Annotated in this window: 26 protein-coding genes, 2 tRNA genes and 1 riboswitch; of the genes, 16 read left to right on the forward strand and 12 right to left on the reverse strand. The window is 68.1% G+C overall.

Features of this window, described 5'->3' with window-relative positions; all coding sequences use genetic code 11:
* Positions 1-19: 19 nt before the first annotated feature.
* Positions 20-95 (reverse strand) — tRNA-Glu (locus CHC08_RS17780).
* A 62-nt stretch (positions 96-157) separates the two neighbouring features.
* Positions 158-229: transfer RNA gene (locus CHC08_RS17785), tRNA-Gln, on the reverse strand.
* 177 nt (positions 230-406) lie between these two features.
* Between CHC08_RS17785 and CHC08_RS17790 the strand changes: the two genes are divergently transcribed.
* Positions 407-2,386, forward strand: coding sequence for a M3 family metallopeptidase (locus CHC08_RS17790; RefSeq protein WP_089208424.1), 1,980 nt, complete (start codon positions 407-409; stop codon positions 2,384-2,386).
* A gap of 101 nt (positions 2,387-2,487) precedes the next feature.
* On the opposite strand, the gene gltX is transcribed toward CHC08_RS17790, so the two are convergent.
* Positions 2,488-3,819, reverse strand: a complete 1,332-nt coding sequence (gltX, locus tag CHC08_RS17795; RefSeq protein ID WP_245878398.1) for a glutamate--tRNA ligase — start codon at positions 3,817-3,819, stop codon at positions 2,488-2,490.
* A 28-nt stretch (positions 3,820-3,847) separates the two neighbouring features.
* Entirely contained in the window at positions 3,848-4,624 is a 777-nt protein-coding gene (locus tag CHC08_RS17800) for a fumarylacetoacetate hydrolase family protein (RefSeq protein WP_089208426.1), read from the reverse strand.
* Positions 4,625-4,911: 287 nt separating this feature from the next.
* On the opposite strand from CHC08_RS17800, the gene CHC08_RS17805 reads away from it, so the two are divergent.
* The 7 genes from CHC08_RS17805 (at position 4,912) to CHC08_RS17830 (ending at position 8,252) form a co-directional block, all read left to right on the forward strand.
* The gene (locus tag CHC08_RS17805; RefSeq protein WP_245878387.1) at positions 4,912-5,412 is read left to right on the forward strand and encodes an Asp23/Gls24 family envelope stress response protein; all 501 of its coding nucleotides are present in this window, start codon (positions 4,912-4,914) and stop codon (positions 5,410-5,412) included.
* Positions 5,409-5,756: an Asp23/Gls24 family envelope stress response protein gene (locus CHC08_RS17810; protein ID WP_338055682.1), complete on the forward strand. Its 348-nt coding sequence runs from the start codon at positions 5,409-5,411 to the stop codon at positions 5,754-5,756. The genes CHC08_RS17805 and CHC08_RS17810 overlap by 4 nt, the downstream gene beginning before the upstream one ends.
* The gene (locus tag CHC08_RS48325; protein WP_143653255.1) at positions 5,753-5,941 is read left to right on the forward strand and encodes a hypothetical protein; all 189 of its coding nucleotides are present in this window, start codon (positions 5,753-5,755) and stop codon (positions 5,939-5,941) included. The genes CHC08_RS17810 and CHC08_RS48325 overlap by 4 nt, the downstream gene beginning before the upstream one ends.
* Positions 5,938-6,492 (forward strand): Asp23/Gls24 family envelope stress response protein, encoded by a 555-nt coding sequence (locus tag CHC08_RS17815; protein ID WP_089208427.1) that lies wholly within the window; start codon positions 5,938-5,940, stop codon positions 6,490-6,492. Before CHC08_RS48325 ends, CHC08_RS17815 begins: the two co-directional genes overlap by 4 nt.
* Before the next feature lie 62 nt (positions 6,493-6,554).
* Entirely contained in the window at positions 6,555-7,223 is a 669-nt protein-coding gene (locus CHC08_RS17820) for a DUF6286 domain-containing protein (RefSeq protein ID WP_179282094.1), read from the forward strand.
* Complete coding sequence (locus tag CHC08_RS17825; protein ID WP_143653257.1) at positions 7,220-7,813, forward strand: hypothetical protein; 594 nt, start codon at positions 7,220-7,222, stop codon at positions 7,811-7,813. Before CHC08_RS17820 ends, CHC08_RS17825 begins: the two co-directional genes overlap by 4 nt.
* A gap of 61 nt (positions 7,814-7,874) precedes the next feature.
* Complete coding sequence (locus CHC08_RS17830) at positions 7,875-8,252, forward strand: antibiotic biosynthesis monooxygenase family protein (RefSeq protein WP_275937182.1); 378 nt, start codon at positions 7,875-7,877, stop codon at positions 8,250-8,252.
* A gap of 108 nt (positions 8,253-8,360) precedes the next feature.
* Here the strand turns inward: CHC08_RS17830 and CHC08_RS17835 are convergent, their stop codons facing one another.
* Positions 8,361-8,957 (reverse strand): HD domain-containing protein, encoded by a 597-nt coding sequence (locus tag CHC08_RS17835; protein ID WP_089208431.1) that lies wholly within the window; start codon positions 8,955-8,957, stop codon positions 8,361-8,363.
* A gap of 396 nt (positions 8,958-9,353) precedes the next feature.
* Between CHC08_RS17835 and CHC08_RS17840 the strand changes: the two genes are divergently transcribed.
* Positions 9,354-11,060 (forward strand): heparinase II/III domain-containing protein, encoded by a 1,707-nt coding sequence (locus CHC08_RS17840; protein ID WP_089208432.1) that lies wholly within the window; start codon positions 9,354-9,356, stop codon positions 11,058-11,060.
* 222 nt (positions 11,061-11,282) lie between these two features.
* Here the strand turns inward: CHC08_RS17840 and cimA are convergent, their stop codons facing one another.
* The 4 genes from cimA to CHC08_RS17860 all read right to left on the reverse strand — a co-directional run bounded on the left by cimA (position 11,283) and on the right by CHC08_RS17860 (position 15,993).
* On the reverse strand, positions 11,283-12,860 hold the full coding sequence (gene cimA, locus CHC08_RS17845) for a citramalate synthase (protein ID WP_089208543.1): 1,578 nt from the start codon (positions 12,858-12,860) through the stop codon (positions 11,283-11,285).
* 198 nt (positions 12,861-13,058) lie between these two features.
* Positions 13,059-13,682 (reverse strand): restriction endonuclease subunit S, encoded by a 624-nt coding sequence (locus CHC08_RS17850; protein WP_089208433.1) that lies wholly within the window; start codon positions 13,680-13,682, stop codon positions 13,059-13,061.
* Positions 13,679-14,965 carry an N-6 DNA methylase gene (locus CHC08_RS17855; RefSeq protein WP_179282095.1) on the reverse strand — a complete coding sequence of 429 codons (1,287 nt, stop codon included), beginning with the start codon at positions 14,963-14,965 and terminating at the stop codon, positions 13,679-13,681. The genes CHC08_RS17850 and CHC08_RS17855 overlap by 4 nt, the downstream gene beginning before the upstream one ends.
* Before the next feature lie 383 nt (positions 14,966-15,348).
* Positions 15,349-15,993, reverse strand: coding sequence for a hypothetical protein (locus CHC08_RS17860; RefSeq protein ID WP_245878388.1), 645 nt, complete (start codon positions 15,991-15,993; stop codon positions 15,349-15,351).
* Between the two features lie 344 nt (positions 15,994-16,337).
* On the opposite strand from CHC08_RS17860, the gene CHC08_RS17865 reads away from it, so the two are divergent.
* Together CHC08_RS17865 and CHC08_RS17870 are read left to right on the forward strand one after the other, a co-directional pair.
* Positions 16,338-16,991: an O-methyltransferase gene (locus CHC08_RS17865; protein ID WP_089208435.1), complete on the forward strand. Its 654-nt coding sequence runs from the start codon at positions 16,338-16,340 to the stop codon at positions 16,989-16,991.
* Positions 16,992-17,093: 102 nt separating this feature from the next.
* Entirely contained in the window at positions 17,094-17,681 is a 588-nt protein-coding gene (locus CHC08_RS17870) for a Uma2 family endonuclease (protein WP_179282096.1), read from the forward strand.
* 153 nt (positions 17,682-17,834) lie between these two features.
* Here CHC08_RS17870 and CHC08_RS17875 read toward each other — a convergent pair whose 3' ends face one another.
* Positions 17,835-18,929 (reverse strand): branched-chain amino acid aminotransferase, encoded by a 1,095-nt coding sequence (locus CHC08_RS17875; protein WP_089208437.1) that lies wholly within the window; start codon positions 18,927-18,929, stop codon positions 17,835-17,837.
* A gap of 170 nt (positions 18,930-19,099) precedes the next feature.
* Positions 19,100-20,146, reverse strand: a complete 1,047-nt coding sequence (locus CHC08_RS17880; RefSeq protein WP_089208438.1) for a 3-isopropylmalate dehydrogenase — start codon at positions 20,144-20,146, stop codon at positions 19,100-19,102.
* Positions 20,147-20,289: 143 nt separating this feature from the next.
* A riboswitch (cyclic di-AMP (ydaO/yuaA leader) is annotated at positions 20,290-20,520 on the forward strand.
* 11 nt (positions 20,521-20,531) lie between these two features.
* Between CHC08_RS17880 and CHC08_RS17885 the strand changes: the two genes are divergently transcribed.
* Positions 20,532-21,335, forward strand: coding sequence for a C40 family peptidase (locus CHC08_RS17885; RefSeq protein WP_089208439.1), 804 nt, complete (start codon positions 20,532-20,534; stop codon positions 21,333-21,335).
* A gap of 266 nt (positions 21,336-21,601) precedes the next feature.
* Here the strand turns inward: CHC08_RS17885 and CHC08_RS17890 are convergent, their stop codons facing one another.
* Positions 21,602-22,774 carry an ROK family transcriptional regulator gene (locus CHC08_RS17890; RefSeq protein WP_218825352.1) on the reverse strand — a complete coding sequence of 391 codons (1,173 nt, stop codon included), beginning with the start codon at positions 22,772-22,774 and terminating at the stop codon, positions 21,602-21,604.
* Positions 22,775-22,888: 114 nt separating this feature from the next.
* On the opposite strand from CHC08_RS17890, the gene CHC08_RS17895 reads away from it, so the two are divergent.
* From CHC08_RS17895 to CHC08_RS17910, 4 genes are all read left to right on the forward strand, one after another.
* A complete protein-coding gene (locus CHC08_RS17895; protein WP_089208440.1) occupies positions 22,889-23,974 on the forward strand; it encodes a sugar ABC transporter substrate-binding protein in 1,086 nt (361 codons plus the stop codon).
* Positions 23,975-24,694: an ATP-binding cassette domain-containing protein gene (locus tag CHC08_RS17900; protein ID WP_089208441.1), complete on the forward strand. Its 720-nt coding sequence runs from the start codon at positions 23,975-23,977 to the stop codon at positions 24,692-24,694.
* Between the two features lie 61 nt (positions 24,695-24,755).
* Positions 24,756-25,922, forward strand: coding sequence for a sugar ABC transporter permease (locus tag CHC08_RS17905; RefSeq protein ID WP_089208442.1), 1,167 nt, complete (start codon positions 24,756-24,758; stop codon positions 25,920-25,922).
* A complete protein-coding gene (locus CHC08_RS17910; protein ID WP_089208443.1) occupies positions 25,919-26,785 on the forward strand; it encodes an ROK family protein in 867 nt (288 codons plus the stop codon). Before CHC08_RS17905 ends, CHC08_RS17910 begins: the two co-directional genes overlap by 4 nt.
* The last annotated feature ends 10 nt before the right edge of the window (positions 26,786-26,795 follow it).

Genomic DNA, 26,795 nt, shown 5'->3' on the forward strand with positions numbered 1-26,795 from the left:
ACCTTGTAAGAGAAGACAGTGGTAGTCCCGACCGGATTCGAACCGGCGCTACCGCCTTGAGAGGGCGGCGTCCTGGGCCACTAGACGACGGGACCCTACACACTGTCACCGGATTCGGAGGGAGCTGAATCCGCAACGTCTTCCGAGGAAGACGCAGCTGGGGTACCAGGACTCGAACCTAGAACAACTGAACCAGAATCAGCCGTGTTGCCAATTACACCATACCCCACCGCACTGGGCTTCCCTTGCGGGTTTCCCTGGCGACTCCGAAAGAATAGCCCAGGTTGGGGGTCAAGACCAAAACGATTGACCAGAGCCCGAATCGCCGTGACACCGGAGTGCCATCTGCGAGCCCGCTGTGTAACGCTGCTGAAGCGATCCCGCCCGTCTATGAGGAGTCCCCACCTTGACCGAGAACCCGTTTTTCGCTCCGAGCACGTTGCCCTACAAGCTGCCGCCCTTCGCGGAGATCCGGGAGGAGCACTACCTTCCCGCGTTCGAGCGGGGCATGGCCGACCAGCTGCGAGAGGTGGAGGAGATCGCGAACGAACCCGGCCCCGCGACGTTCGCCAACACCGTCGAGGCGCTGGAGCGCTCGGGTCAGATCCTGAAGCTGACCGCGACCGTCTTCATGAGCATCGCCTCCTCCGACGCGACCGACGGCATCCGGGAGATCGAGACCGAGATCTTCCCCAGACTGACCAAGCACGGCGACTCCATCCATCTGAACCGCGCCCTCTACGCCCGGATCAAACAGGTCACCACCGAGAACCCCGAGGAGGCCTGGCTGCTGGAGAAATACCGCGTCGACTTCGTCCGGGCCGGCGCGGATCTGTCCGAAGCCGACCAGGAGCGCCTCAGGGAGCTCAACGAGGAGCTGACCAGACTCGCCACGACCTTCTCGCAGAACCTGCTGGCGGCCTCCACCGCCTCCGCGCTCGTCGTGGAGGACGTCATGCAGCTCGACGGGCTCTCCGAGAGCGCGATCAAGGCGATCGAGAAGGACGGCACGTACGTCCTGCCGCTGCTCAACTTCACCAACCAGCCCGCCCTGGCCGAGCTGACCGACAGGGAGACCCGCAGGAAGCTGTACGAGCTCTCGGTCGGCCGGGCGCCGGAGAACTTCGGGCTGGCCGCCAGAATGGCGACGCTCCGCGCCGATCGGGCGGCCCTGCTCGGCTACCCGAACCACGCCGCCTACTCCGTCGCCGACCAGACCGCGAAGACGACCGACGCCGTCGAGGAGATGCTCGGCAAGCTGGTGGGCCCCGCGGTGGCCAACGCCCGCCGGGAGGCCGAGGCGCTGGGCGAGCAGGCCGGGTTCTCCATCGAGCCGTGGGACTGGTCGTTCTACGCGGAGAAGGTGCGCAAGGCCCGCTACGACTTCGACGGGGCGGAGCTGCGTCCCTACTTCGAGCTCGACCGGGTGCTCAGGGACGGCGTCTTCCACGCCGCCGGTGAGCTGTACGGGATCACCTTCGCCGACCGGGACGATCTGGCCGGCTATCACCCGGACGTGCGGGTCTTCGAGGTGTTCGACGCCGACGGCTCGCAGCTCGGGCTGTTCGTGTTCGACCCCTACGCCCGGCCCACCAAGCGGGGCGGCGCGTGGATGAACAACCTCGTGGACCAGTCGCACCTGTTCGGCGAGCTGCCCGTGGTGATGAACAACCTCAACATCACCAAGCCCGCGGAGGGCCCGACGCTGCTGACCTTCGACGAGGTCAACACCGCCTTCCACGAGTTCGGCCACGCCCTGCACGGCCTGTTCTCCGATGTCCGCTTCCCCCGGGTCTCCGGTACCGCCGTACCGCGCGACTTCGTGGAGTATCCCTCCCAGGTCAATGAGATGTGGGCCACCTGGCCGTCGGTCCTCGCCAACTTCGCCAAGCACCACGAGACCGGCGAGCCGGTGCCGGCGGAGCTCCTGGAGAAGATGAAGGCCGCCGAGAGGTTCAACCAGGGCTTCGGGACCGTCGAGTATCTCGCCGCGGCGCTACTCGACTGGGCCTGGCACAAGCTGGCCCCGGGCGAGGTGGTCGAGGACGCCGAGGCGTTCGAGGACGCGGCCCTGGAGAGCGCGGGGATCGCCTTCAGGCTGGTGCGCCCGCGCTACCGGACCAACTACTTCGCGCACGTCTTCTCCGGCGGCGTGGGCGGCTACAGCGCCGGCTACTACTCCTACATCTGGAGCGAGGTGCTGGACGCCGAGAGCGTCGACTGGTTCAAGGAGAACGGCGGCCTCAAGCGCGAGAACGGCGACCACTTCCGGTCCGCGCTGCTGTCGGTCGGCGGCTCCATGGACGCGATGAGCGCCTTCCGTGACTTCCGCGGTCGCGACCCCCGAATCGAGCCCCTGCTGGAGCGTCGCGGCCTGCTGACCTGACGGGTCTCCTCCGCGCTCGTACGGCCTCCCCGCTTCCGGCGGGCAGGCCGTACGGCTCAGAGCCCCAGGTAGTGGGTCACGGCCCGCCCGGCAGCGCTCGCTCAGCCTTCGAGCTTGGCGAGGGCGGCGCGGAGCCGGTCCTTCGAGCGCTCCCGGCCGAGCACCTCGATCGACTCGAACAGCGGCAGGCCGACGGTCCGGCCGGTGATGGCCACGCGGACGGGGGCCTGCGCCTTGCCGAGTTTGAGGCCGTACTCGATGCCGACCTCCTCCAGCGCGGTCTTGAGCGACTCGGGGCTCATGTCGACCGTCTCCAGACGGGCGAGATAGCCGGTGAGGATCTCCACGGCGGAGTTCTTCATGGCCTTGTCCCAGGACGCCTGATCGAAGACGGGTTCGTCCAGGAAGAGGAAGTCGACGTTCGCGGTGATCTCGGAGAGAACCGCGATGCGGGTCTGGGCGAGCTCGGCGACCTTGGCGAAGGTCTCGCGGTCCCAGCCGGGCTCCAGCCACGGCTCGCAGTGGGCGATGAAACTCGAAAGGGGCAGCGCCCGGATGTATTCACCGTTGAACGCCCGGAGCTTCTTCTCGTCGAAGAAGGCGTTCGAGGAGATGACGTCCTCCAGGCGGAACAGCGGGACCATCTCCGACCACGGCATGATCTCCCGGTCGCCGCCGGGGCCCCAGCCGAGCAGCATCAGGTAGTTGACCATCGCCTCGGCCAGGTAGCCCTCCTCGCGGTAGGACTCCAGGGCGACCTTGTCGCGGCGTTTGGACAGCTTCTTGCGCTGCTCGTTGACGATGACCGGGGTGTGCGCCCAGACGGGGGGTTGCGCGCCCAGCGCGGGCCACAGCAACTCCTGGCGGGCGGCGTTGGGCAGGTGCTCCTCGCCGCGGACCACGTGGGTCACCCGCTGCGTGATGTCGTCAACGGCGTTGGCCAGGACGTAGAGGGGGGATCCGTCGCTGCGCGCGACGACGAAGTCCTCCTGCGCGTCGTTGGGGAACTCCACCCTGCCCTTGATGAGGTCGTCGACCACGATGACCCCCTCGTCGGGGGTGCGGAAACGGGCCGCGCCCTCGGTCAGGCCCCTGTCACGGCAGAAGCCGTCGTAGCCCTTGTGCTCGGAGCCGGTCCGCGCCTGGACCTGCTCGCGGGTGCAGTCGCAGTGGTAGGCCTTACCGTCCGCGAGCAGCTTGGCGACGGCCTCGCGGTGCTGCGGCTCGTAGGCCGACTGGAAGTAGGGGCCCTCGAAGACCGGGTTGTCGCCGTTGATCCCGATCCAGGAGAGGGCCGAGATGATGCCCTCGGTCCACTCGGGACGGTTTCGGGTGGCGTCGGTGTCCTCGATGCGCAGGATGAACCGGCCGCCGGACCCCTCGGCCAGTGCCCAGTTGAACAGCGCCGCACGAGCGCTGCCGACATGGAACATGCCGGTGGGCGAGGGAGCGAAACGAACCCTAATCACGCGAGACCACCCGGTTGCTGAGAGTGCCGATTCCTTCGATGAAAACGCTGACCTCGTCGCCGATGGCGAGCGGGCCGACTCCCTCGGGCGTCCCCGTGAGGATGACGTCACCGGGGATCAGGGTCATGACCGCGCTCACGTGGGCGATCAGCGCTGGAATGTCGTGCATGAGCTTGGAGGTGCGCGAGCTCTGCTTGACCTCGCCGTTCACCGACGTGGTGATGGCCAGGTCGCTCGGGTCGAGCTCGGTCTGGATCCACGGGCCGAGCGGGCAGAACGTGTCGAAGCCCTTGGCCCGGGTGAACTGGACGTCCTTCTTCTGCAGGTCCCTGGCTGTGACGTCGTTGGCGCAGGTGTAGCCGAAGATGACCTCGTGGGCCCGCTCCTTGGGCACCTCGCGGCAGAGCCTGCCGATGACCACGGCCAGCTCCCCCTCGTAGTCGACCCGCTGGGACAGCGCCGTCGGGTAGGAGATGGCCTCCCCCGAACCGATCACCGAGGTCGACGGCTTGAGGAAGACCAGGGGCTCGTCGGGCACCTCCCCGCCCATCTCGCGGGCGTGATCGGCGTAGTTTCTGCCGATCGCGAGCACCTTGCTGGGCAGCATGGGCGCGACCAGCCTGACCTGGGAGAGCGAGTAACGCTCGCCGGTGAGCTGGATCGACCCGAACGGGTGCCCCGAGATCCCGGCGATGAACTCCTCGCCGGGACCGCCCTCGACCACGCCGAATCCGACACCGTCACCTGTGGAGAACCTGGCTATACGCACACGACAAGGCTAGTCGCGGTCGGAGTCCTGCCGGACCGTCACCCGGAGCCGTCACGCCGCCTCGCGGGAGCGTCCGCCCGGGGGAGCGCTCGGTCCAAGCGCTCCCGAAACACGGAGGACCAAAAATCTCAACTAACCAAATCGTCCCAATATATCCATAATTAGCCAATAAATCCCCATTATCCGATTAATAAAGCGTATGCGCCGATTGTTGCGGATGTGGAGGGTATTACGCCCTGTAGCGGTATCGGGAGGCCAGACGGTTTTCCACGGGGGAAGGAAACGACGTGACCGAAGCGAGCACGGTAAGCAAGACCAAGGGCGACGAGGGCGCGGTAGCACGCACCAGAACCGGGAGCCCCGGAGGTCAGGGGGGTCTGGTCACCCCCATGGGAACCACCAGCATCGAGAGCGGAGTCGTGGCGAAGGTCGCGGGCATGGCGGCCAGGGAGATCCCCGGGGTCTACGACATGGGCGCCAGCACCGCACGCGCGTTCGGCACGGTCCGCGGCATGGTGAGCGGCCAGCAGAACATCATGCAAGGGGTGTCCGTCGAGGTGGGCGAGCGGCAGGCCGCCGCCGACCTCCAGCTGGTCGTCGACTACGGCGTGGCCATCCCGGACGTCGCCACCGCCGTACGCCGTAACGTGATCACGGCTGTCGAGCGCATGTGCGGACTCGAGGTCACCGAGGTCAACATCAAGGTCGCCGATGTTCACATGCCCGGCCAGGACGGCGACGGCAACGGGAGCGGGGACCAGTCCGAGTCGGGGCCGCGCGTCCAGTGAACGACCCGACGCACGACATGACCGGCCTGACCGGCGAGGTGGCCGGTACCGCCGGCCCGGCCGATGAGATGACCGGTGCCACCGACCTGGCGGACGAGGTGGCCGGTGCCGTTCGACGGTGCCCGGACGTCGCCGAACTGTCGAGCGAGCCGTTCGAGACCGTGGCGACCTACCTGCCCGGCAGAAAGGTTCCCGGTGTCGCGCTGCACGACGACGAGGTGGAGGTCTCCATCGTCGTCAGGCAGGGGCGTCCGCTACCGGAGATCGCCGACGAGGTGCGTGCGGCGATCGCCCCGCTGGTGGGCGGCCGCCCGGTGAACGTCCATATCGGAGGTATGCAATGAACACTTTCCCAATGTGGTCCGTGATGGGCCTCATTCTCGGCATCGCCCTGGGCTTCGCGGCCGCCTTCGGTGGTCTCGGCGCCTTTCTTCTGGTGCTGGTCTTGGGCGCCGTCGGATTCCTCCTCGGCCGCATCGCCGAGAGCGGCGAGATCAGCATGTTCCGGTGGTCGGGAGGGCGGCAATGACCACCCCGGTCGAGCACCGCGCCACGGAGACGCCCGCGAACGCCGGCGACCTTCCGACCCGGCCGCCGGGAGACGACACCCCCGCGGACGCGGCGTGGTCCGCCCAGCCCGTACGGCGAGCCGTACCGGCTGAGCAGCGAGGCAGGACCGAGATCGCGGAGCGAGTCGTGTCGCGCATCGCGGCTCGGGCCGCGGGGGAGGTGGCGCGGGTGAGCAAGGTCGGCGAGCGGGGGCCGCTGACCTTCCGAGGGGGCGCCCGCGCCACCGTCGACGGAGAGCTCACGGCGCTGCGGCTGGACGTGACGGTGGAGTATCCCGCCCCGCTCCTGCACGTGGCCGATGAGGTCCGGCAGCACGTCAGCGAACGGATCCACACGCTGACCGGCCTGGCCGTCGGCCACATCGACATCGACGTGACGAACGTGGTCCCTTCCCGGGTGACGCCTCTCACCGAGTACACGGTGACCCGTTCCCCGACGGCTCCCGACGACTACTCGATGACCTGCTCCAGGACTCCGCAGGCCGAACGTCCCGAGGGAGAAGGCCGATGACGGTTCCCGCATCCGGCCCATCGGACGTTCCCGCATCCGGCCCGCCGGACATGGTCCCGGGGATGAGGAACACCGATGAGATAAACACGCAGGAGATGCCGACCGCACCCGGTGCGGAGCTCACGGAACAGCCCGTACCGCCCGTGCCGGCCGGAGTGCCGCGGAACGCCTCCGCGGACCGGGCGGCGGTCAAAGCCTTCCGTCCGCGCCGGGTGATCCCCTCTGTGATCACGGCCATCCTGATGCTCGTGATCGGCGGCCTGGTGGCCGCGGAGGTGATCAGCGCGCTTCTCGGCAACCCGCTGCGCCTGGTGCCCTACGACCGAGTGCTGGGCTGGGCGTCGTCCACGTCGTGGGACGACCCGTCGGTGCTCATGGGCGCCCTCGTGCCCGCCCTTCTGGGCCTGCTGCTGGTGTTGCTCGCGCTCATACCCGGACGGCCCAGGCTCATCCCGGTCAGGACCGGCGACAAGGACCTGATCATCGGCATGCGCCCCAAGGGCTTCGCCCACGCTCTGACCCACGCGGCCGAGCAGGTCCAGGGCGTCGACCATGCCCGGGTGAGGGTGCTCGGCAGGACCGCGCACGTGAAGGCGGACAGCTTCCTGCGGGACACGACCGGGGTGGCGGACGCCGTACGGCAGGCCGTGACCGCGCGAATCGCCACGCTCAGTCCCGTACGCGACCATTCCGTACGGGTGAAACTGCGAGAAAAGGGTGAACGTTCGTGAGCCGCATGGACAGGAAGACCGCAAGGGGCAACCGGCTGGGTCTGCTGATCATCGGGCTGCTGCTGATCATCCTGAGCGGCCTCGTGATCGCCCGCGGCGCACGCCTGTTCCCGCAGAGCTTCGCGCCCGCCAGGGCGCCGCTCATCACCGACTCGGTGCGCTCCGCCTTCCTCCGTGACTACCCGATGCTGTGGTGGGTGGTCGCCGGGGCGGCGATCGTGCTCGCGCTGCTGGGCCTGCGCTGGCTGCTGGTCCAGGGACGGAGCCAGCGACTGGGCGGAATCCGCCTGCAGAGGGGCCCCGCCGGTGTGACCGAGGTCAACACGGGGCACGTGGCCGACGCGATGGCCACCGAGGTCAGTTCGCAGCCCGGGGTTCTCGGCGCCACCGCCGCCCTGGTCGGCACCAACGCGCGCCCCGCCGTACAGCTGCGCATGGCGGTCGCCGAGACCGTCCCGATGAACGCCATCCGCGAGCAGCTGGGCGGGAGCGCCCTCCCGCACATGCGCCAGGCGCTGGAGACCGACCGGGTGCCGACGGTCGCCCAGGTGAGCCTGGAGTCGCCACACCCCCGGAGGAACGTCGCCTGACGGAGCGCCGACCCTAAAGTGGTCGGGGAAACCAATGCTTCGGGGACTTCGAGGAGAAGCTGTGCCTTCGGTTGTGAAGATAAACGTGCTGACCGTGTCCGAGGAGATGCGCGAGGAGCTGGAGCGCCGGTTCTCCGGGCGGGCCGGGGTTGTGGAGTCCGCCGACGGGTTCGAGTGGTTCGAGCTGCTGCGTCCCGTGGAGGGCACCGACCAATATCTGGTCTACACCCGCTGGCGCTCCGATGAGGACTTCAAGCGCTGGACCGAGAGCCAGTCCTTCCAGAAGGGCCATGCCCAGGCCGCCGCACAGGCCGGCGGCCAGGGGCAGGGTGAGGGACACGGGCACGGGCACGGCCATGGGCAGGGACCGGCCGCCTCCGGAGCCCAGCTCTGGTCGTTCGAGGTGGTCCAGAGCGCCGGCCCCAAGTCCGGCTCCTGAACGGACGCGCCTTCTCAAGCCCCGGGATACGGTCCCCGGGGACGTATCCCGGCCGGGACCGCTTCCAGGTCGCGGCCGGGAGTTCGAGCGCATGCGCGCTCCGGTTCATCAGTGGTCCAGCGGGTTCGCCCTGATGCGTTCGGCGACGCCCGCGCGGACGAACACGCCCGCGAGACTGTCCGGCTTCCGCTCGGCCTGGTCCCTGAAGCACGCGATGAACTCCTCGCCGAGCCCCAGCCGGGGGTAGCGCTCCAGCACCTCGGCCCGTAGCCCGGCCGGAAAGTCATCCGCCCCCCGCCCGGAGACGTCCAGCCCGGTGGACAGCTCCAGCAGGTGCCCCTCGGGATCCTGCGCCACATCCACCTTGTCCCACATGTGCCGCACGATCACCTCCGACGCGCGCACGCGCCGCTCGACCGGCCACCCCGCGCCGGCGCCGAAGACCCACGCGACATGGCCACCCGCCTCCTCGAACGGCACGGTGTGGCTGTCGAACTCCCTGACCAGGCCGATGTCGTGCAACATCGACGAGACATACAGCAGCTCGGCGTCGAAAGAAATGTCGTTCATCGCCCCGTAGGCCGCCGCCCAGAGGTAGGCCCGCACGGAGTGGTTCAGCAGGGCGGGTGAGCAGTAGGCGGTGGCGACCTCCAGCGCGCCGCGAGCGGCGGAGGTGTCGGGAATCACAATGTCGGCGAATCTCATGCGCTCAGCTTGCCCCAGTTGAAGAACGGCCCGCGAGTGGCCGGGAGGTCAGCCGTCGATGGGATCCCGCCATGGGTCTCACGACCGCCGCGATGGCGCCGTTCGACAGGCTCCCGCCGTTTTAGGCCCGGCGCCGATCGCGGTCCTCGGGATTCGGCGCCGATCCCGCCGTTCAAGATCCCGGCGCCGATCGCGGTCCTCGGGGATCGCGGTCCTCGGGGATCGATGCCGATCGCACTGTCTTCGGGAGTCGGCGTGCCGAGCCCAGAGGCGTCAAACGCGCGGCCCGCATCTAGTTGCTAACGATGTGCCGGAAGAGGTCCGCCCTGCTTGACCGATTTGCTGGGATTTGGACACCATGATCCGCCCTCTTCGTTCGGCCCGAAAGGAACTGGCGTGCGCCGCCGCACACAAGCACTCTTTCTCTCACTCGTTCTCTTCGCGACCTGCGGCGCGACGGTCGGTACGGCGGAGGGCTCGGACCAGGTCAAACGCACCTCCGAGTGTCAGGGCGACTGGCTGCCGGCCACGCCGACGGGGCCGGAGATCATGGCGGGTGAGGTCGAGTTCCTCGACCTGGACCCGGTGAAGGTGGCCAAGGACGTCAACTGGCGCACCGACCCCTACCGCAACCGCTCGTGGAGCATGGTCTTCCACTCGCTGCGCTGGATGGGCCGTCTGGTCGCCGACTACGAGAACAACGGGGAAAAGGCGTACCTGGACCGGGCCACCGAGATCGCCAAGGACTGGGTGGAGGACAACCCCCTCGGCAGCGCCAAGGCCAGTTCCTACGCCTGGCAGGAGCACCCGATCGCGCTGCGCGCCCCCGCGCTGCTCTGCCTCAGCAAGCACGTCAGCGCCTCCTGGCTGACCAGCAGCCTGGCCGAGCACGCGAAGATGCTCTCCAACCCGAACCTGTACGAAAAGGGCCACAACCACGGCATCGACCAGGACATCGCCCTGCTCGGCATCGGCTGCCGCTACAAGCGCGACGAGTGGTCCAACCTCGCGATCAAGCGGCTGACCGAGACCGTGAAGCTCGACGTCGACTCCCAGGGCGTGCTGCGCGAGCAGGCCCCGCGCTACGCGATCTACGTCCACGAACGCCTCAAGGTCGCGATGGACAACATCACGGCGTGCGGGCGGAAGGTGCCCGGAGAGATCGCCAAACGGTGGGAGTCGCTGGAGGGCTTCATCGCCTACTCCACCCAGCCCAACGGGTTCATGGTCCCGATCGGCGACGGCACCGCGGACGTGCGGCCGGTCGGTTACGACCAGGCCGTGAAGACGTCCGGCGACCACCCCGCGAAGACCGTGCGAGTGTTCGGCAACGGCTACGTCTACGGGCGCACCGCCTGGGACAAGCCCGAGTCGGCGTTCTACTCCATCCGCTTCGGCCCCGGCCTGAAGTATCACGGTCACGAGGACCACCTCGGCGTCACCTACTACGCCCAGGGCCGCGACCTTCTGGTCGACGTGGGTTTCCACTCCTACGAGAACAGCGCCTACCGCAACTGGACCATGTCCCCCGAGGCGCACAACACCCCCGCCGTGGTCGGAGCCAGGTTCCGCGGCAAGACGGCCACCACCCTGAGCAGATCCTCGATCGGGCAGGACCGGCAGAGCTACCGGCTGACCGACAAGGCCTACGGCGTGCCTCGGACCCGCTCGGTGCTGGTCAACCACGGGGAGGACGTGATGGCCGTGCTGGACACGGTCCCCAAGGGTTCTCAGGTCCGCAACGTCTGGCACTTCGCCCGCGAGTTCTCCACCGTGTCGAACTCCGGTGGCCGGGTCGTGGTCAAGGACAAGGCGGGCTGGAAGGCGACGCTGGTCCAGATCTCGATGCCGTCCTGCAAGCCGGTGAGCGGGCTGAAGGTGGCCAAGGGACAGCAGAGTCCCTACCAGGGCTGGGTCTCCCCCGCCTACCTGCAGAAGGAGCCCGCCCCCGCGGTCGTCTCCCCCGCGTCCGACGGTCCGCTGCTGACGGTCGTGGTGCCCGGCACGGACAAGCCCTCGGTCTCATGCGCCGGCGGCAAGGTCAGCCTGGAGACGTCCCAGGGATCGGTCAGCTTCCGGGTCAACGGCGCGGATCTCTCCTGAGGTCCGTTGCGGCCCTCCCCCGAGGGCCGCAACGGATCCCTCCCGGGACCCCGGCAGCGGATTCCAGGAGAGTCCCCGTCGAACGGGCTCATCCTGAAACCGCTCTCCATCGCGGACAGGTAGCAGGGCACGGGATCCCCGGGACGTACGGCTTGAGTCCGTACGAGAAGGCACGGGGATCCCCCCGGCGCGCGGCCTGAGTCCGTACGCCCCGGGGGAAGGTCAACCGGCGACGTGGCCCGCGCGGAGCAGGCCGTAGGTGACGGCCTGCTCCAGAGCCTGCCAGGAGGCTTCGATGATGTTCTCGTCCACGCCGACGGTGGACCACTCGGTGGTCGCGTCGCTGGAGGTGACCAGCACGCGCGTGACCGCGTCGGTGCCGTGGGTGCCCTCCAGGATCCGCACCTTGAAGTCGATGAGCTCGACCTCCGCCAGCTCGGGGTAGAGCCTCTCCAGTCCCAGCCGCACGGCCCTGTCCATGGCGTTGACCGGGCCGTTGCCCTCACCGGTGGCGACGATCCGCTCGCCCTTGGCGTACAGCTTGACCGTGGCCTCGCTGACCAGCTCGCCGCCGCGGGTCCGCTCGACGATCACTCGCCAGGACTCGACCTCGAAGTGACGCTTGCGCTCGCCCGCCACGGTGTCGCGGAGCAGTAGCTCGAAGGAGGCGTCGGCGGCCTCGAAGGTGTAGCCCCTGGACTCCATCTCCTTGACCCGGTTCACCAGCTCGCGCGAGGTCTCCGCCGACAGCTCGTAGCCCAGCTCCCGGCCCTTGAGCTCGACCGAGGCGCGGCCCGCCATGTCGGAGACGAGCATGCGCATGTCGTTGCCGACCTCGGCCGGGTCGATGTGCTGGTAGAGGTTGGGGTCGACCTTGATGGCGCTGGCGTGCAGCCCGGCCTTGTGCGCGAAGGCGGAGACGCCCACGTAGGGGGCGTGGGAGTTGGGGGTGACGTTGGTGACCTCGGTGATCGCGTGGGCGATCCTGGTCATGTCGGCCAGCGACTCCCGCGGGACGAGGTCGAAGCCCCGCTTGAGCTGGAGGTTGGCCACGACGGTGAACAGGTTGGCGTTGCCCGACCGCTCGCCGTAGCCGTTGGCGCAGCCCTGCACGTGGGTGGCGCCCGCCTTCACGGCGGCCAGGGTGTTGGCCACCGCGCAGCCGGTGTCGTCGTGGCAGTGGATGCCGATCCTGGCGGACGTCCCGGTCGCGACGTGGACGACCTCGGCGAGCTCGTCGGGGAGCATGCCGCCGTTGGTGTCGCACAGGGCGATGACGGACGCCCCCGCCTCGGCGGCGGTGCGCAGGACCTCCAGCGCGTAGGCTGGATTGGATTTGTAGCCGTCGAAGAAGTGTTCGGCGTCGAGGAAGACTCGCTGTCCCTCCGCACGAAGGTGAGAAACCGTGTCGCGGATCATCGCGAGGTTCTCCTGGAGAGTCGTGCGGAGGGCCAGCTCCACGTGCCGGTCGTGACTCTTGGCGACAAGGGTCACGACCGGCGCGCCGGATTCGCGCAGAGCGGCCACCAGTGGGTCGTCGGCTGCCTTCGTGCCTGCCCGGCGGGTCGCGCCGAACGCGGCAAGCTGCGCGTACTTCAGGTCGAGCTCGGTCTGAGCCAGCCTGAAAAACTCTGTGTCCTTGGGATTGGCGCCGGGCCAGCCACCCTCGATGAAACCGACGCCGAGATCGTCCAGGTGACGCGCGATGGCCAGCTTGTCGGTCACCGTGAGGTTCAGGCCCTCCTGCTGGGCGCCATCACGGAGCGTGGTGTCGTACACATGGAAACGATCATCGTTCATGTCGGTCTCCTTCGCGGGTTTGACGATCCGCCGCGCGCTCATTCGGCCTTGAGAAACAAAAATGACCCCTCACGGACGTGAGAGGTCTGCGCGCCGGCGGTGTCCCTTTTCAGCCGGCGCGCCTGCCGATAATGAGCAGAACGTAGAACATGATGCTCAGGAGTCTGCCACACGCTGACAGCATCTGACACATCGATCTCAGGATCCGAGACCCGTCAGACCTTCGGGGTCGCCGAACAGACGCGGTAGAAGGGCGTCTCGCAGTTCAGCGGTTGCCTGGCCGATCTGGTGGTGTACGGCGATCTTCTCATCCAGCGCTCCGAGGACATCCCCGATCGCCACTTGGATCTCGATCGGAGGAATCGCGACGGGGAGCGTCCCCAATGCTCTGCCGCTGATACTGGGGATGGCCGATCCGGCGGCGTTACGCTTGAACCAGTCCTGGACCAGCGGATGACTGAGATAGTGGTTGAAGTAGCGAGGGTTGACCTGATCGCCAGGACGCAGCCTGATCATTCCCGTGCCGAACAACCACCCTTCGTGCTCCGAGGTCACGAGGGCATGGCGCCCGAGCCCCCCGGTCCGCACGCACACGACATCTCCATCCATGAGCCGGTAGCGAAACAATTCGGCGGCCACCTCCGCCTCAACCCCGTCGGCGACTCCCACCAGTCTTCCGTCTCCGACGTTTCGCGGTTTCACCACCGGGAAGTCCCCGCTGGACACCGCCGACGGGATACTCGGCCCCGCCACGAGATCACAGATCTCCTTGAGCAGGACTTGGCGCCAACCGTCGGGGAGGTCTCCGATCAGTGCCTTCACAAACCGATCCTTCTCAGCTCACGCTCAACCAACGCATCCGCCTCGGCAGCCCGGGCGTGAAGGCTCTCCAGTCGTCGTCCAAGCGCGTGGAGCCTACTTGTGTCGGAACGTTTTACCGGGTCGTTCGCAGAAGAGACGTATCTCCTCGGATTAAGCACGTAATCCTGCCCCCGGATCTCCTCCAACGGAACGGACCGGGAGAATCCCGGGATCGCCTCGTATGGTCCTTTCGCACGCCGCCAACCGTCAACGGCTTCCGTGATCGCGCCGACATCCTCGCCGCTCAGAACACGATGCGTGCGATCGGCCATGTTTCCGAGGTCGGAGGCGTCGATGAACAGGATCTCGCCTCTCGGGCTCGCGGGACGTCCGAGTAACCAGACAGTGGCGGGGATCGTCGTGGAGTAGAAGAGCTGCGGCGGTAGAGCGATCATTCCTTCAACACAGTTGTCATCGACCAGCCCGGTCCGGATCGCCCGTTCGCGGGCGTTCTCAGAGGAGGACGCGCCGTTCGCCATGATGACCGCGGCACGCCCTCCCGGCTTCAGCGACATCACGATGTACTGCAGCCAGGCGAAGTTCGCGTTGTGCGCGGGCGGCGAGCCATAACGCCAGTACCAGGAGTAAGCGGCCTCCTGGCCGCTCCACAAACTCATGTTGAACGGTGGATTGGCTACGACCACGTCATACTGCGCCCTCTCGGAAAGGGGCACGTCCAACATCGGACTCATCCGAGGGGCCACATCACCGTCAACTCCGTGCACGGCCAGGTTCAGCCTGGCGACCGCCGACAACTCGGGACTCCAGGTGAATCCATGCACCAGCGGAGTGCGCCCGCCGTCTCGCCTCGCATGGATGGCTGCGGCCACGAGGATCTCGCCCGAGCCGCAGCACGGATCGTAGATCTGTTCGTCAGGACCGGGCATGACGGTCGCCGCGAGGACACGGGCTAGGGAGCGGGGGGTGTAGAACTCTCCTCTGCGGCGGCCCTCCATCGAGGAGAACCGGTCAAGGAGAGCCCGGAAGGTCTCCGCACCTCCGCACTCGGAGACGGCTTGATCCACCGCCCGCACGATTCGACCGAAGGTCGGCTCCCACCGCTGGTCGAAACCGGCCTCGCGGAAAACCCTGGGGAGGTCGGGAGTGAAGGCCGTCAGCCGGGCGATGAAAGGGTCCGGCGTCAGGTTCTCGCCATCCTGTTCGGCGAGGTTCGCCCAGCCCTCTGGATCGGTGGCACGCAGACAGACCAGACCAAGAATGACATTTCGGTAGACGGTCGTCATGCGATCGGCACCGCGTGCTTCCCGCAGCACCTCCCACAGAGCAATCTCGGGAAGCTCGGCCGGAGACTCGGCGGTCGAGGGCTCCGCGGCCAGGCCGCTTGCCGTAACGGCTCCCTGGGTTCCGGAGAGAGTGCCAAGATTGTTCCGAAACCGGGTCCCGTATGTGGTCCCCGGGGGCTCCCCTTGTCTGAGCGCGTTTTTTGTGATCACTCGGCGGTCAAGCCATGCCTCCACCATTGCCGTGGGAAAAACCTCGGCTCCGTCGACGATCACCGGGCGGGGGAAGTCGTGATGACGGCCCTCCCAGTTGGTCACCGCCGGCCGCCCCACCCCCGCGAGCTGAGCGATGACCGGCCGTGACAGGTATTCCTCAAACGAGTTCGTCACCGGCCTCTCCCCTCCGGACGCCGCTTGAGGACCTCTGGAACCCTGTCGAAGTCCCGTAGCCATACTGCGACGGCCGGCTCAAGATAGCCCAGGAGTCTGTAGATCTTCACGTGGTCGGCTTCCAGGCGGCGGTGGTGGATGGGTTCATGATGCATAACCCGATTGCGCAGGAGGACCATTGCCTGCAGGTTGTCGCGCAACCCCTCACGGCGACCCGAATAGTGCGGAAACGCTCTGTGCAATACGGGCACCCAGAGATACCGGTCGTAGGAGCGGCTCAGGAGTGACACCCAGAACCCGAACGACAGCTCGGCGATCACATCGTCAGCGCTGGGAAGGCCGGCGCCCTTGTCCCGCAGGCTGCGCTCAGCCTGCGCGATCTTGGCCAGTTCGTGCTTGCGCAGCGGCGCCGCAACCCACCAGTCGACCCGGCCGAACCTGGCGCTCAACTCGATGTGCTGTGCATTGCGCAGGCTGACTTCCAGGCAGTGCAGGGGGCAGTAGAAGGCCTCGGATACCTCGATGTTCCATCGGTACAGATCCCACGCCCGCTTGTCATCCCCGTCCACGGCGTTCCGATACGGTACGAAACGCGGCGACGAGAACATCCGGCAGAACCATTCGGGCAGCTCGAAACTCACGGGGCACTCCCAGAATGATCGGTTGTCGGGGGACGAGCGTCGGGATATGCTTGGCGACGTAAGCCCCGGGTCCGCCTCTGCTTTGCATGCCGCCCGGGGCACGGCCTTTTCTGCGGCCTTTCCCCGGCCGCATCCTCACTTTGGTGAACCTCTGGTCGCCACAAGCACTCCGCGGTACGTGATGACGGTAGCGCTTTGCATACCTACCCGGCAAGCGTATTGCGATACAAAAACTGTGAACCCCATGCCAGACACTCCACCGCTCGGCACCGAAGTTCAGATTTCTTTGATTTCCGACGCCAATCTGACGGCTGCCAGCCTGTATCCGAACAAGAATGGCCAGCATGAAGGCGACTTATCTCGATTCAGCGGTCGGGCAGTATCTCCTCGCGCACAGCACCTGGTCCGACGACGTCCTCGACGCGCTCGCCGTCGAGACCCGCGAGTTCACCGGGGACAGCGCGCGCATGCAGATCTCCCCGGACCAGGGACGCTTCCTCACCATGATCACCCAGGTCAGCCGCGCCCGGAACGTGGTGGAGGTGGGCACGTTCACCGGCTACTCGTCCATCTGCCTCGCCCGGGGCCTCGGCTCCGGCGGCAGGCTGCACTGCTTCGACGTCAGCGAGGAATGGACGGCGATCGCCCGGCGCTACTGGGACAAGGCCGGGATCGCCGATCGCATCGAGCTGAAGATCGGCCCGGCGGCCGAGCGGCTGAAGGAGCTTCCCGCCCAGCTCGCCGTGGACCTGGCGTTCATCGACGCCGACAAGGTCAGCTATCCCGTCTACTACGAGACCCTCCTGCCCCGCCTGGCTCCGGGCGGCCTGATCCTCGTCGACAACACCCTGTGGAGCGGGCACGTCGCCGATCCCACCAATGACGACGAGACCACCCAGCTCATGCGCGAGTTCAATGACATGGTCATGAACGACGACCGGGTCGACTCGATCATGCTGCCCATCGCCGACGGCCTCACCATGATTCGAAAGCACTGACGAGAACTTTCCCGGATCTCGGGTGGGCGCGAGACTTTTCCATTACTTTAAGTGATGTGCCAAACACGTTGCGCCCACCCGCACGGAGGGAAGGATGATCCCATGGGACTGGTCATGGAGAAATCGGTCATTCGCCAGATCAACGATCAGGCGGAGCTCGAAAAGCTTTACCTGGAGCTCGTCGATCGCTTCGAGAAGCATCGCATCGAGATCGTCAACGGCCGGATCGTGGTGAGAGAAGTGGCCACGATCGCTCACGCCGATGTCGTGTATCAACTCATGTCCCAGCTCATGCCATTCTCAATGGAGAAGGGATGGCGTGTTTACCCGGAGGCCAGGATCTTCCCGCAGGCGCAGGCGGATCGGTATGAGCCGGATCTCATCGTCGTTCCTGCGAATCGCCGTCTCTGGGACCCCAGCCATGTGTACGCGAACGCCACACTGCTGGTCGCCGAGGTCGTCTCCCCGAGCAGCGTCCACGATGATCACATGGTCAAGCCTCGAAACTGCGCGCTCGCGGGAGTCCCGCTCTATCTGGTGATCGACACCTTCGCGAGCCGGTTCAGGCTGCTCAGCCGGCCGGGGCCGGAGGGTTACGCCGACGAGGTCACCGAGTCGCTCGGCAAGCCGCTTGAGCTACCCGCGCCATGGAACCTCACGATCGACACCGCCAAGCTGATCGAGGGATAGGCCCTGTTCCCGGAGAAAGCCCGGCCGGTGGGAGGCCGGGCTTTCCCTTGGGCGAGTGGCTGATGGAGTGGCTCCGAGCCTTGACCGGGTCATTTTGAAGCCGAGCGCCGTTCCCGGTCGCGGGAAATCAGGCCAACGTCGCGCACGGGGCCTCTAGCAGATCTTGTGGACCCAGCTGTGCGCGTCGGGGCGGGAACCGTACTGGATGCCCACGAGCTCCTCGCGGATCCTGGAGGTGACCGGTCCCTGGGTGCCGTCGCCGATCGTCCAGGCGCGGTCGGCGCCCTTGACCGAGCCGACCGGGGTCACGACCGCGGCGGTGCCGCAGGCGAAGACCTCGGTGAGCTCGCCGGACTCGCTGCCCGCCTGCCACTCCTCGATCGACAGGCGGCCCTCCTCGGGGGTCAGGCCGAGGTCGGCGGCGAGGGTGAGGATCGAGTCGCGGGTGATGCCGGGCAGGAGCGTGCCGGTGAGCGCAGGGGTCAGCAGGCGGTCGCCGTAGACGAAGAACAGGTTCATCCCGCCCATCTCCTCGACGTAGCGGTGCTCACCCGCGTCGAGCCAGACCACCTGGTCGCAGCCCTGCTCGACCGCCTGGCGCTGGGCCACGAAGGCCGCCGCGTAGTTGCCGCCGCACTTGACGGCGCCGGTCCCGCCGGGGGCGGCGCGGGTGTACTCCGTGGAGAGCCAGACCGAGACGGGCTTGCCGGCGCCGAAGTAGGCCGCCGCCGGGGAAGCGATCACCATGTACTTGTAGGTCCTGGACGGGTAGTTCACCCCGAGCGCGGCCTGAGTGGCGATCATGAAGGGGCGCAGGTAGAGGCTGTGCCCCGGCGTCGTGGGCACCCATTCGCGGTCGGTCTGGACGAGGAGTTCCAGCGACTCGACGAAGGTCTCCTCCGGGAGTTCCGGCATGGCCATCCGCCACGCCGAACTGTTGAAGCGGGCGGCGTTGGCGTATGGGCGGAAGGTCGCGATCGTGCCGCCCTCCTGGCGGTAGGCCTTCATGCCCTCGAAGAACTCCTGGGCGTAGTGGAAGACCGCGGTCGCGGGATCCAGGCTCAGCGGGCCGTACGGCATGAGCCGCGCGTCGTGCCAGCCCTCGCCCTCGGTGTAGTCGATCGAGATCATGTGATCGCTGAAGACCTGCCCGAACCCGGGACTCGCCATTACCTGCTCACGCTCGGCCGCGGTGCGCGCGTGGTCGGAGAGCTGCACGTCGAAGCTGAGCTGCTGAGCGGTGGTCATGACGGGATCCTTCTCTTGGTGTCGGGCGGCCTGAGTCCATTCTGCGACGGATCAGGTAACGGGAAAACTACTGCATCGACATCGAAAACCGGCAGTGCCGGGATAACGAAGACGCGCCTGGCGGCTCATATGAGCCGCCAGGCGCGTCTGAAGTGAGGGAGGCGGCTTCCTCAGCCGGCTACTCGGGCGGTGATGTCGTCACCGATCTCGTGGGTGGTCCTGCCGGCCCATCCGGTCAGCCGTTCGACCAGGTCGTCGGCCACGGCCTGCTCGACCCTGGCGGCCTCCTGGGCCAGGCCGAGGTGCTCCAGGAGCATGGCGACCGACAGGATCGTCGCGGTCGGGTCGGCCTTGCCCTTGCCCGCGATGTCGGGGGCACTGCCGTGAACCGGCTCGAACATGCTCGGCGCGGTGCGGTCGGGGTTGACGTTGCCGCTGGCCGCCAGGCCGATGCCACCGGCGATGGCGGCGCCGATGTCGGTGAGGATGTCACCGAAGAGGTTGTCGGTGACGATCACATCGAACCGCTCCGGCTGGCTGACGAAGAACATCGAGGCCGCGTCCACGTGGCAGTAGTCGGTCTCGACATCGGGGTATTCCAGACCGACCCGGTCGAAGATGCGGGCCCAGAGGTCACCGGCGTAGGTGAGCACGTTGGTCTTGTGGACCAGCGTCAGCTTCTTGCGGGGGCGGCCGATCGCCTTCTCGAAGGCGTAGCGGACGACCCGTTCGACGCCGTGGGCGGTGTTCAGCGACTCCTGGGTGGCGATCTCGTGGGGCGTGCCACGGCGCATCACGCCGCCGGTCCCGGCGTACAGCCCCTCGGTGCCCTCGCGGACCACGATCATGTCGATGTCCTCGGGGCGGGCCTTGCCCAGCGGGGTCTCCACGCCGGGGAAGAGCTTGACCGGGCGGAGGTTCACGTAGTGGTCGAGCTGGAAGCGGAGCTTGAGCAGCAGGTCGCGCTCCAGGACGCCCGGGGGCACGCTGGGGTCGCCGACCGCGCCGAGCAGGATCGCGTCATATCCGCGCAGCTCATCCAGAACCGAGTCGGGCAGGGTCTCACCGGTCTCGTGATACCGCTTGGCGCCGAGATCGTAGGTGGTGGTCTCCACCTTCGTGCCGACCGCTTCCAGGACCTTCAGGCCCTCGGTGACGACCTCGGTCCCGATCCCGTCTCCGGGGATGACGGCCAGGCGAATGTTACGCGAATCCATGAACGCACCCTACCGGTCCCGTCTCGGTGATCGAACAACGATCTCATTCTGCGGACAGATTCGAGCGTACGACACGCCTGATCGTTTTGTCCACCTTTGCTAGGTATTGACCGTTTCGTTGACTTTCGTTATGGTCCTCAGCATTCGTATCGACGCCTAATTCGCGCAGGTCATCCCCTATATCGGCCTGCGCGGAGCCGGGGAACCACTTTTTCGGGATCCACGGGACATCGAGGAACCTCGCTCCACCCCCGGAGCCGTTCCCCGCTGCCTCACGCGATTCCTTGGGGCGAATCGGCGCATCCCTCGCGCCGTAGGGCGGCCTCCACGCCCGAGTCCGACAGCTCACCCGGCCGGCCTTATGGAAGGAACCATTTTGTCCGGCATGACCTACCCCCGTGTCCTGTCGCTGTTCGTGGCCGGCGCCGCCGTGTTCGCGACTCCGGCCGTCGCTCTGGCCGACTCCTCTCCCCTGACCGACGCCCCTCTCACCGGGTCCTCCTTCCCCGTCACCCGGGGCGAGGCCCCCGTTCCGCCCCCCGGGCCGGCGGCTCCCGGCGCGGCTCCCAGCCTGACGATCCCCGGCCTGGCGGCTCCCGGCTCGGCTGCTCCTAATCCGGCTGCTCCTGATCCGGCTGCTCCCGGTCCGGTGGTTCATGGCCCGGCGGCTTCCAGCCCGGCAACGCCCGGCACCTCCGGCGCACCCGGCACCGTCGAGCCCTCACAGGCACCCGCGACCGCACCCGCCCCCACCGCGGCCCCCAAGCCCCCGAAGCCCCCCAAGCCCGCCTGGCAGAAGGCCGTGAAGTGGGCCATGTCCAAGCGCGGCACGCCCTACGTCTGGGGCGGCACCGGCCACGGCGGCTTCGACTGCTCCGGCCTGGTGCTCCGCGCCTACGGCGCCGCCGGGATCAAGCTGCCCCGCGTCACCAACGACCAGTACAACGCGTTCTCCAAGAAGATCGCCTGGAAGGACCTCCAGCCGGGCGATCTGGTCTTCTTCAGCGGCCTCGACCACGTCGGCATGGTCAGCAAGCCGGGCTACATGATCAACGCCCCGCACACCGGCGACGTGGTCAAGGTGGAGAAGCTCGACGCGGGGCGTCGCGCCTCCTTCGCCGGCGCCGTCCGCCCCGACCCCAAGGGCGTCAAGGCCGCGATCAAGGCCGGCACGCTGAACCCCGCCTGAAGCCTCCCGCCGTCATCGTCCGAGACGCCACGATCGGCGCGTGACGTCTCGGACGCCCGGGTCTCGGCGTGTGACGTCTCGGACGCCCGGGTCCGCGCACGGTGACCACCGGCAGCGCCAACCACCGCGCCCACGTGCTTAGGACGTCCGGGTCGGCGCATGGCTACCCCGGGCACTCGGCATCGGGTCGGCGTACGGCGACCCGACACCCGCCGGCACCCGGCGGCCTTCCCTTCCCACGGGCTCACGGGAGGGGAAGGCCGAGGTCAGGCGCGGCGGCCGGTGAAGATGACATCCCAGGCGCGGCCCAGCGCACGGGTGACGGCGCCCAGCAGGACTCCGCTGTCGCCCAGCGTGCTCGCCACCACGGTGGGGCGCAGCGGTCCGAGTTCGGCGATCCTGGCGGTGATGGAGTCGCCGAGCAGGTCGAGGTTGCGGCCGACGCCGCCGGCGAGCACGACCACCTCCGGATCCAGGACCGCGGCCACCGCCACGATCAGCCCGCCGATCCGGCGGCCCTCGGCCTCGACGACGGCCAGCGCCAGAGGGTCGCCGGCCGCCGCGGCGCCGAAGACCTCCTTGGCCGTCTCCAGCCGCAGCCCGGCGGCACGGGCCTCGCGGACCACGCCGGAGGCGCCGACCACCGTCTCGGTGAGCCCGTGCTCCAGCACCTCCTGGTCGGGGGCGAGATTCTCGGCCGCGGGCAGGTAGGAGACCTCTCCCGCCGCGCCCCGGGCTCCGGAGTAGAGCTCTCCGTTGATGACGATGCCCATGCCGACACCGGTGCCGACGGACACCAGCGCGAAGTGGGACTTCCCCTTGCCCTCACCGTGGGCGTGCTCGCCCAGGGCGGCCAGGTTGATGTCGTTCTCGATGGCCAGGTCGGTCTCCAGCGCGGTGCGCAGCCGGTCGAGCAGGCCGGGACTGCCCCAGCCCGGCAGGTTCGAGGCGAGGTCCAGACGCCCCGCCTCCGGGTCGTAGACGCCGGGGCTGCCGACCATCGCGTAGGTGATGGAAGGCCATTCGAGGCCGGCCTCCGTCACCGCCGCGTGGGTGAGGTCCCGGACCCTGGCGACCAGGTCCTCCTCGCTGCGCGCGTCGTTGCGGCCGTCGCGGCGGCCCGCGAAGCGGCCCCGGAGATCGGCCACCGCCACCCGGATCCAGTCGCGGCCGATGTCGATGCCCGCGACATGGACCGCGCGCGCGTTCATGTCGTAGAGCGAGGTCACGGGGCCGGGGCGGCCGGAGACCTCTCCGACCAGGTGGACCAGGCCGTCCGCCTCCAGGCCGGCCATCGCGGCCGAGACAGTCGGTTTGGAGAGGCCGGTTGCCTTGGCCAGATCCGCCCGGGAGGCGGGGCCGTGGTCGAGGAGCTGGTCGAGGAGCCGCCGCTCGTTCATCACCCGCAGCAGCCGTGGATTGCCTAGCTCGCCTCGCACTCAGCTCTCCTCATCCTACGATCATGGAAATAGGGCTAGCCAACGCCTTTGATAGTAAACTACCTTTCTTACCAATCAATCGCATTCGAGGTCTGCACGAAGGGAAGATGTGCGATGCACCGAGGATGGCTGGCCGTTCCTCTCCTGGCGATACTCGCCACGACCGCCTGCGGCAGCACGAACACCGCCGGAACACAGGACAGCCAGGACGGTAAGGAGGCACCCACCATCGCCCTCTTCCTTCCCGAGTCCAAGACCACCCGCTACGAAGCCTTCGACCGGCCGCTGTTCGAGGCCAAGGTCAAGCAACTCTGTGCCGAATGCAATGTTCTATACAACAACGCCGACCAGGACGCCGCCAAGCAGCAGCAACAGGTGGAGGCCGCGCTGACCCAGGGCGCGGACATCCTGGTGCTCGACGCGGTGGACGCCGGAGCCGTCGCCCCGCTGGTCAACCAGGCCAAGCAGAAGAAGATCCCGGTGATCGCCTACGACCGGCTGATCTCCGGCATCGGCTACGACTACTTCGTCTCGTTCAACAACGTCCGGGTCGGGGAGATGCAGGGACAGGCCCTGCTCGACGCGCTCACCGCCAGGGGCACCCTGGACAAGGGCAAGATCGTGATGATTCACGGCGCCACGACCGACCCGAGCTCCGCCGACTACAAGAAGGGCGCGCACAACGTCCTGGACGGCAAGGTCGATGTGGGCAGGGAGTTCGACACCCCCGACTGGAGCCCGGACAAGGCCCAGCAGGAGATGGAGCAGGCGATCACCGCGCTCGGCCGCGACAACGTCGTCGGCGTGCTCTCGGCCAACGACGGCATGGCGGGCGGCGCGATCGCCGCGATGAAGCGGGCCGGATACAAGGACCTTCCCCCGATCACCGGCCAGGACGCCGAACTCGCCGCCGTCCAGCGGATCCTCACCGGCGAGCAGAACATGACCATCTACCTGAACATCAGGACGGAAGCGGAGAAGTCGGCCGAGCTGGCCGTCGCACTGGCCAAGGGTCAGAAGCCCGCCGCCCCCACCACGGTGAACAACGGCACCGCCGACGTTCCCGCCTTCCTCCTCGACCCGGTCGCCGTCACGGCGGACAAGATCAAGGACACGATCGTGAAGGACGGCTTCTACAAGGCCGCCGACATCTGCACCGCGGAGGTCAAGGACGCGTGTGCGAAGGCGGGCATCGAGTAGATGATCTCGGCTACCGGCATCACCAAGCGGTACGGCGCCGTCCAGGCGCTTGACGGCGCGAACCTGGACCTGCGCGAGGGAGAGGTCGTCGCCCTGATGGGCGACAACGGGGCGGGCAAGTCCACCCTGGTCAAAACGGTCTCCGGGGTCGTCATCCCGGACGAGGGGACCATCACTCTGGACGGCCGTCCAGCCAAAATCACCACCCCTCACGACGCCCAGTCCCTGGGCATCTCGACCGTCTACCAGGATCTGGCCCTCTGCGAGAACCTCGACGTGGTCGCCAACCTCTTCCTCGGTTCCGAACGCCGCCGCTGGTCGATCCTCAACCACATCAAGATGGAACGCGCCACCCGCGACCTCCTGGACCAGCTCGACGTGCGGATCCGCGACATCCGGGTGCCGGTCGCCTCCCTGTCGGGCGGCCAGCGCCAGTCCGTGGCCATCGCGCGGGCGCTCGTCGGCGATCCCCGGGTGGTCATCCTCGACGAGCCCACCGCCGCCCTCGGCGTGGAACAGACCGCCCAGGTCCTGGACCTGATCAGGCGCCTGCGCGACCGGAACCTGGCGGTGCTCGTCATCTCCCACAACCTCGCCGACGTGCGAGCCGTCAGCGACCGCGTGGTGGTTCTGCGCCTCGGGCGCAACGCGGGCGAGTTCGTCACGGCCGACACCTCCCAGGAGGCCATCGTGGCCGCCATCACCGGAGCGGCGGCATGAGCCGGCGCAGCGCACGAGTTGGCGCGGACAACCTTTCCGCCCCGGGTCCTGAGGAGGACGCATGACCGTTCTCGGCATGCCGTACAAGCTGGACCGGTTGCGGCAGGGAGACCTGGGCGCGTGGCCGGTGGTCGGCGGGCTGATCGCCATCGCGGTCGTGTTCGGGTCGCTGAACGAGCACTTCCTGTCGCCGGAGAACCTGACCAACCTGGTCCTGCAGATGGCCGCCACCGGAACGATCGCGCTCGGCATCATCATGGTGCTGCTGCTCGGCGAGATCGACCTGTCGGCGGGTTCCGTCAGCGGGCTGTGCGCGGTGGTGATGACGATCCTGTCGGTACGGCACGGCTGGAACCCGGTGCTCGCGATCGTGGTCGCGGTGCTGGTCGGATCGGCGGTCGGGCTGCTCCACGGCGTGATGCACACGCGGCTGTACATGCCCTCGTTCGTGGTGACCCTCGCCGGGCTCATCGGCTGGCAGGGACTGCTGATCTACCTGCTCGGCCAGGGCGGAACGATCAACCTGCCCTTCGACGGGTTCATCGCCGGGCTCAGCGACACCTGGCTGCCGCCCTGGCTGGCGTGGCTGCTGGTCGCCGTCCTCGTGGGCGCCTACGCGGCGGCCGGGGTGATCACCAGGCGGCTCCGGGTGGCCGCCGGGCTGCCCGTCAAGCCCTCGCACTGGATCGCGCTGCGGATCGGCGGATTGGCCGTGCTCCTGGCCGGAGCCGTCGTGGTCCTCTCGGCCGACCGGGGCGTGCCCCTGCTGCTCGTCATCTTCGGGGCGCTGGTGATCGGCCTGGACCTGGTGCTGCGGCACACCGCGTTCGGACGCTGGATGTACGCCGTGGGCGGCAACGCCGAGGCGGCCCGCAGGGCGGGCATCAACGTGACGAGGATCCGGGTGCTCGCCTTCGTGCTGTCCTCCACGCTGGCGGCCTTCGGCGGAATCCTCGCGGCCAGCCGGCTGGCCGCGGTGAACCAGAGCTCCGGCGGCAGCGACATCCTGCTGATGGCCATCGCGGCGGCCGTGATCGGCGGCACCTCGCTGTTCGGCGGCCGTGGCCGCACCTACGCCGCGCTGCTCGGCATCCTGGTCATCCAGTCGATCACCAACGGGATGCTGCTGCTCAACGTGGACTCCTCGGTCCGTTTCATGGTCACCGCCGCCGTCCTCGCGCTGGCCGTGGCCATCGACTCCCTCGCCCGCCGGGGCAGCGCCCGGTGAGCCACGTCCTCGGCATCGACTTCGGCGGGACCAAGGTCGCCGTCGGCGTCTCCGGCTCCGACGGGCCGTCCTTCCTGGACCGGGTCCGGCTCGACACGGGCGAGCGGACCCTGCCTCGGACCCTCGCCGCGGCCAGGGAGCTCCTGGGCTCCCCCGCCGCCGTGGGCGTCTCGAACTGCGGGGTGATCTCAGGCGGCCGGGTGCGCCTGGCACCGAACGTGCCCGGCTGGGAGGGGCTGGAGCTGCCCCGGCTGCTCAGGGAGGAGTTCGGGTCCGTCCCCGTCGTGATCGACAACGACGTCAACGCCGCCGCCGCGGCGGAGCTCCGCTGGGGTGCGCTGCGCGGCGTCTCCACCGGGCTCTACGTGAACCTGGGCACGGGACTGGCGGCGGCCCTGGTGGTCGGCGGGCAGGTGGTGCCGGGTGCGCACGGAGCCGCGGGCGAGATCGGCTACCTGCTGGTCGAGCCCGCGGAGCCGGGCTTCGCCGACGGTCACGCGCCGCTGGAGGAACGCGTCTCCGGAGTCGCGCTGGCCGCGAGGGGCTCGGCGGCGCTGGGCCGTTCCGTGACGACCGCGGAGCTGTTCGAGCGGCCCGGAGCGGCGGAGGGGCTCCTGGACGAGGCGCTGGGCACGCTGGCGATGACCGTGGCGAACCTGTGCGTCGTTCTCGACCCCGAGCGCGTGGTGGTCGGCGGCGGCATGATGGGCGCCGCCGGCCGGATCCTGCCCGGCCTGTCGGCGGCGATCGCGCGGACGGTCCCGTTCCCGCCCGAGATCAGGGCCGCCCGGTTCGTGGACGACGCGCCCCTGCTGGGCGCGCTCGCCCTCGCCCACTCGGCCTCGGCGAAGGCGAACCCGTAGGGCGTTCTTC

It is taken from the genome of Streptosporangium subroseum (assembly GCF_900188345.1).
Lineage (GTDB): Bacteria > Actinomycetota > Actinomycetes > Streptosporangiales > Streptosporangiaceae > Streptosporangium > Streptosporangium subroseum.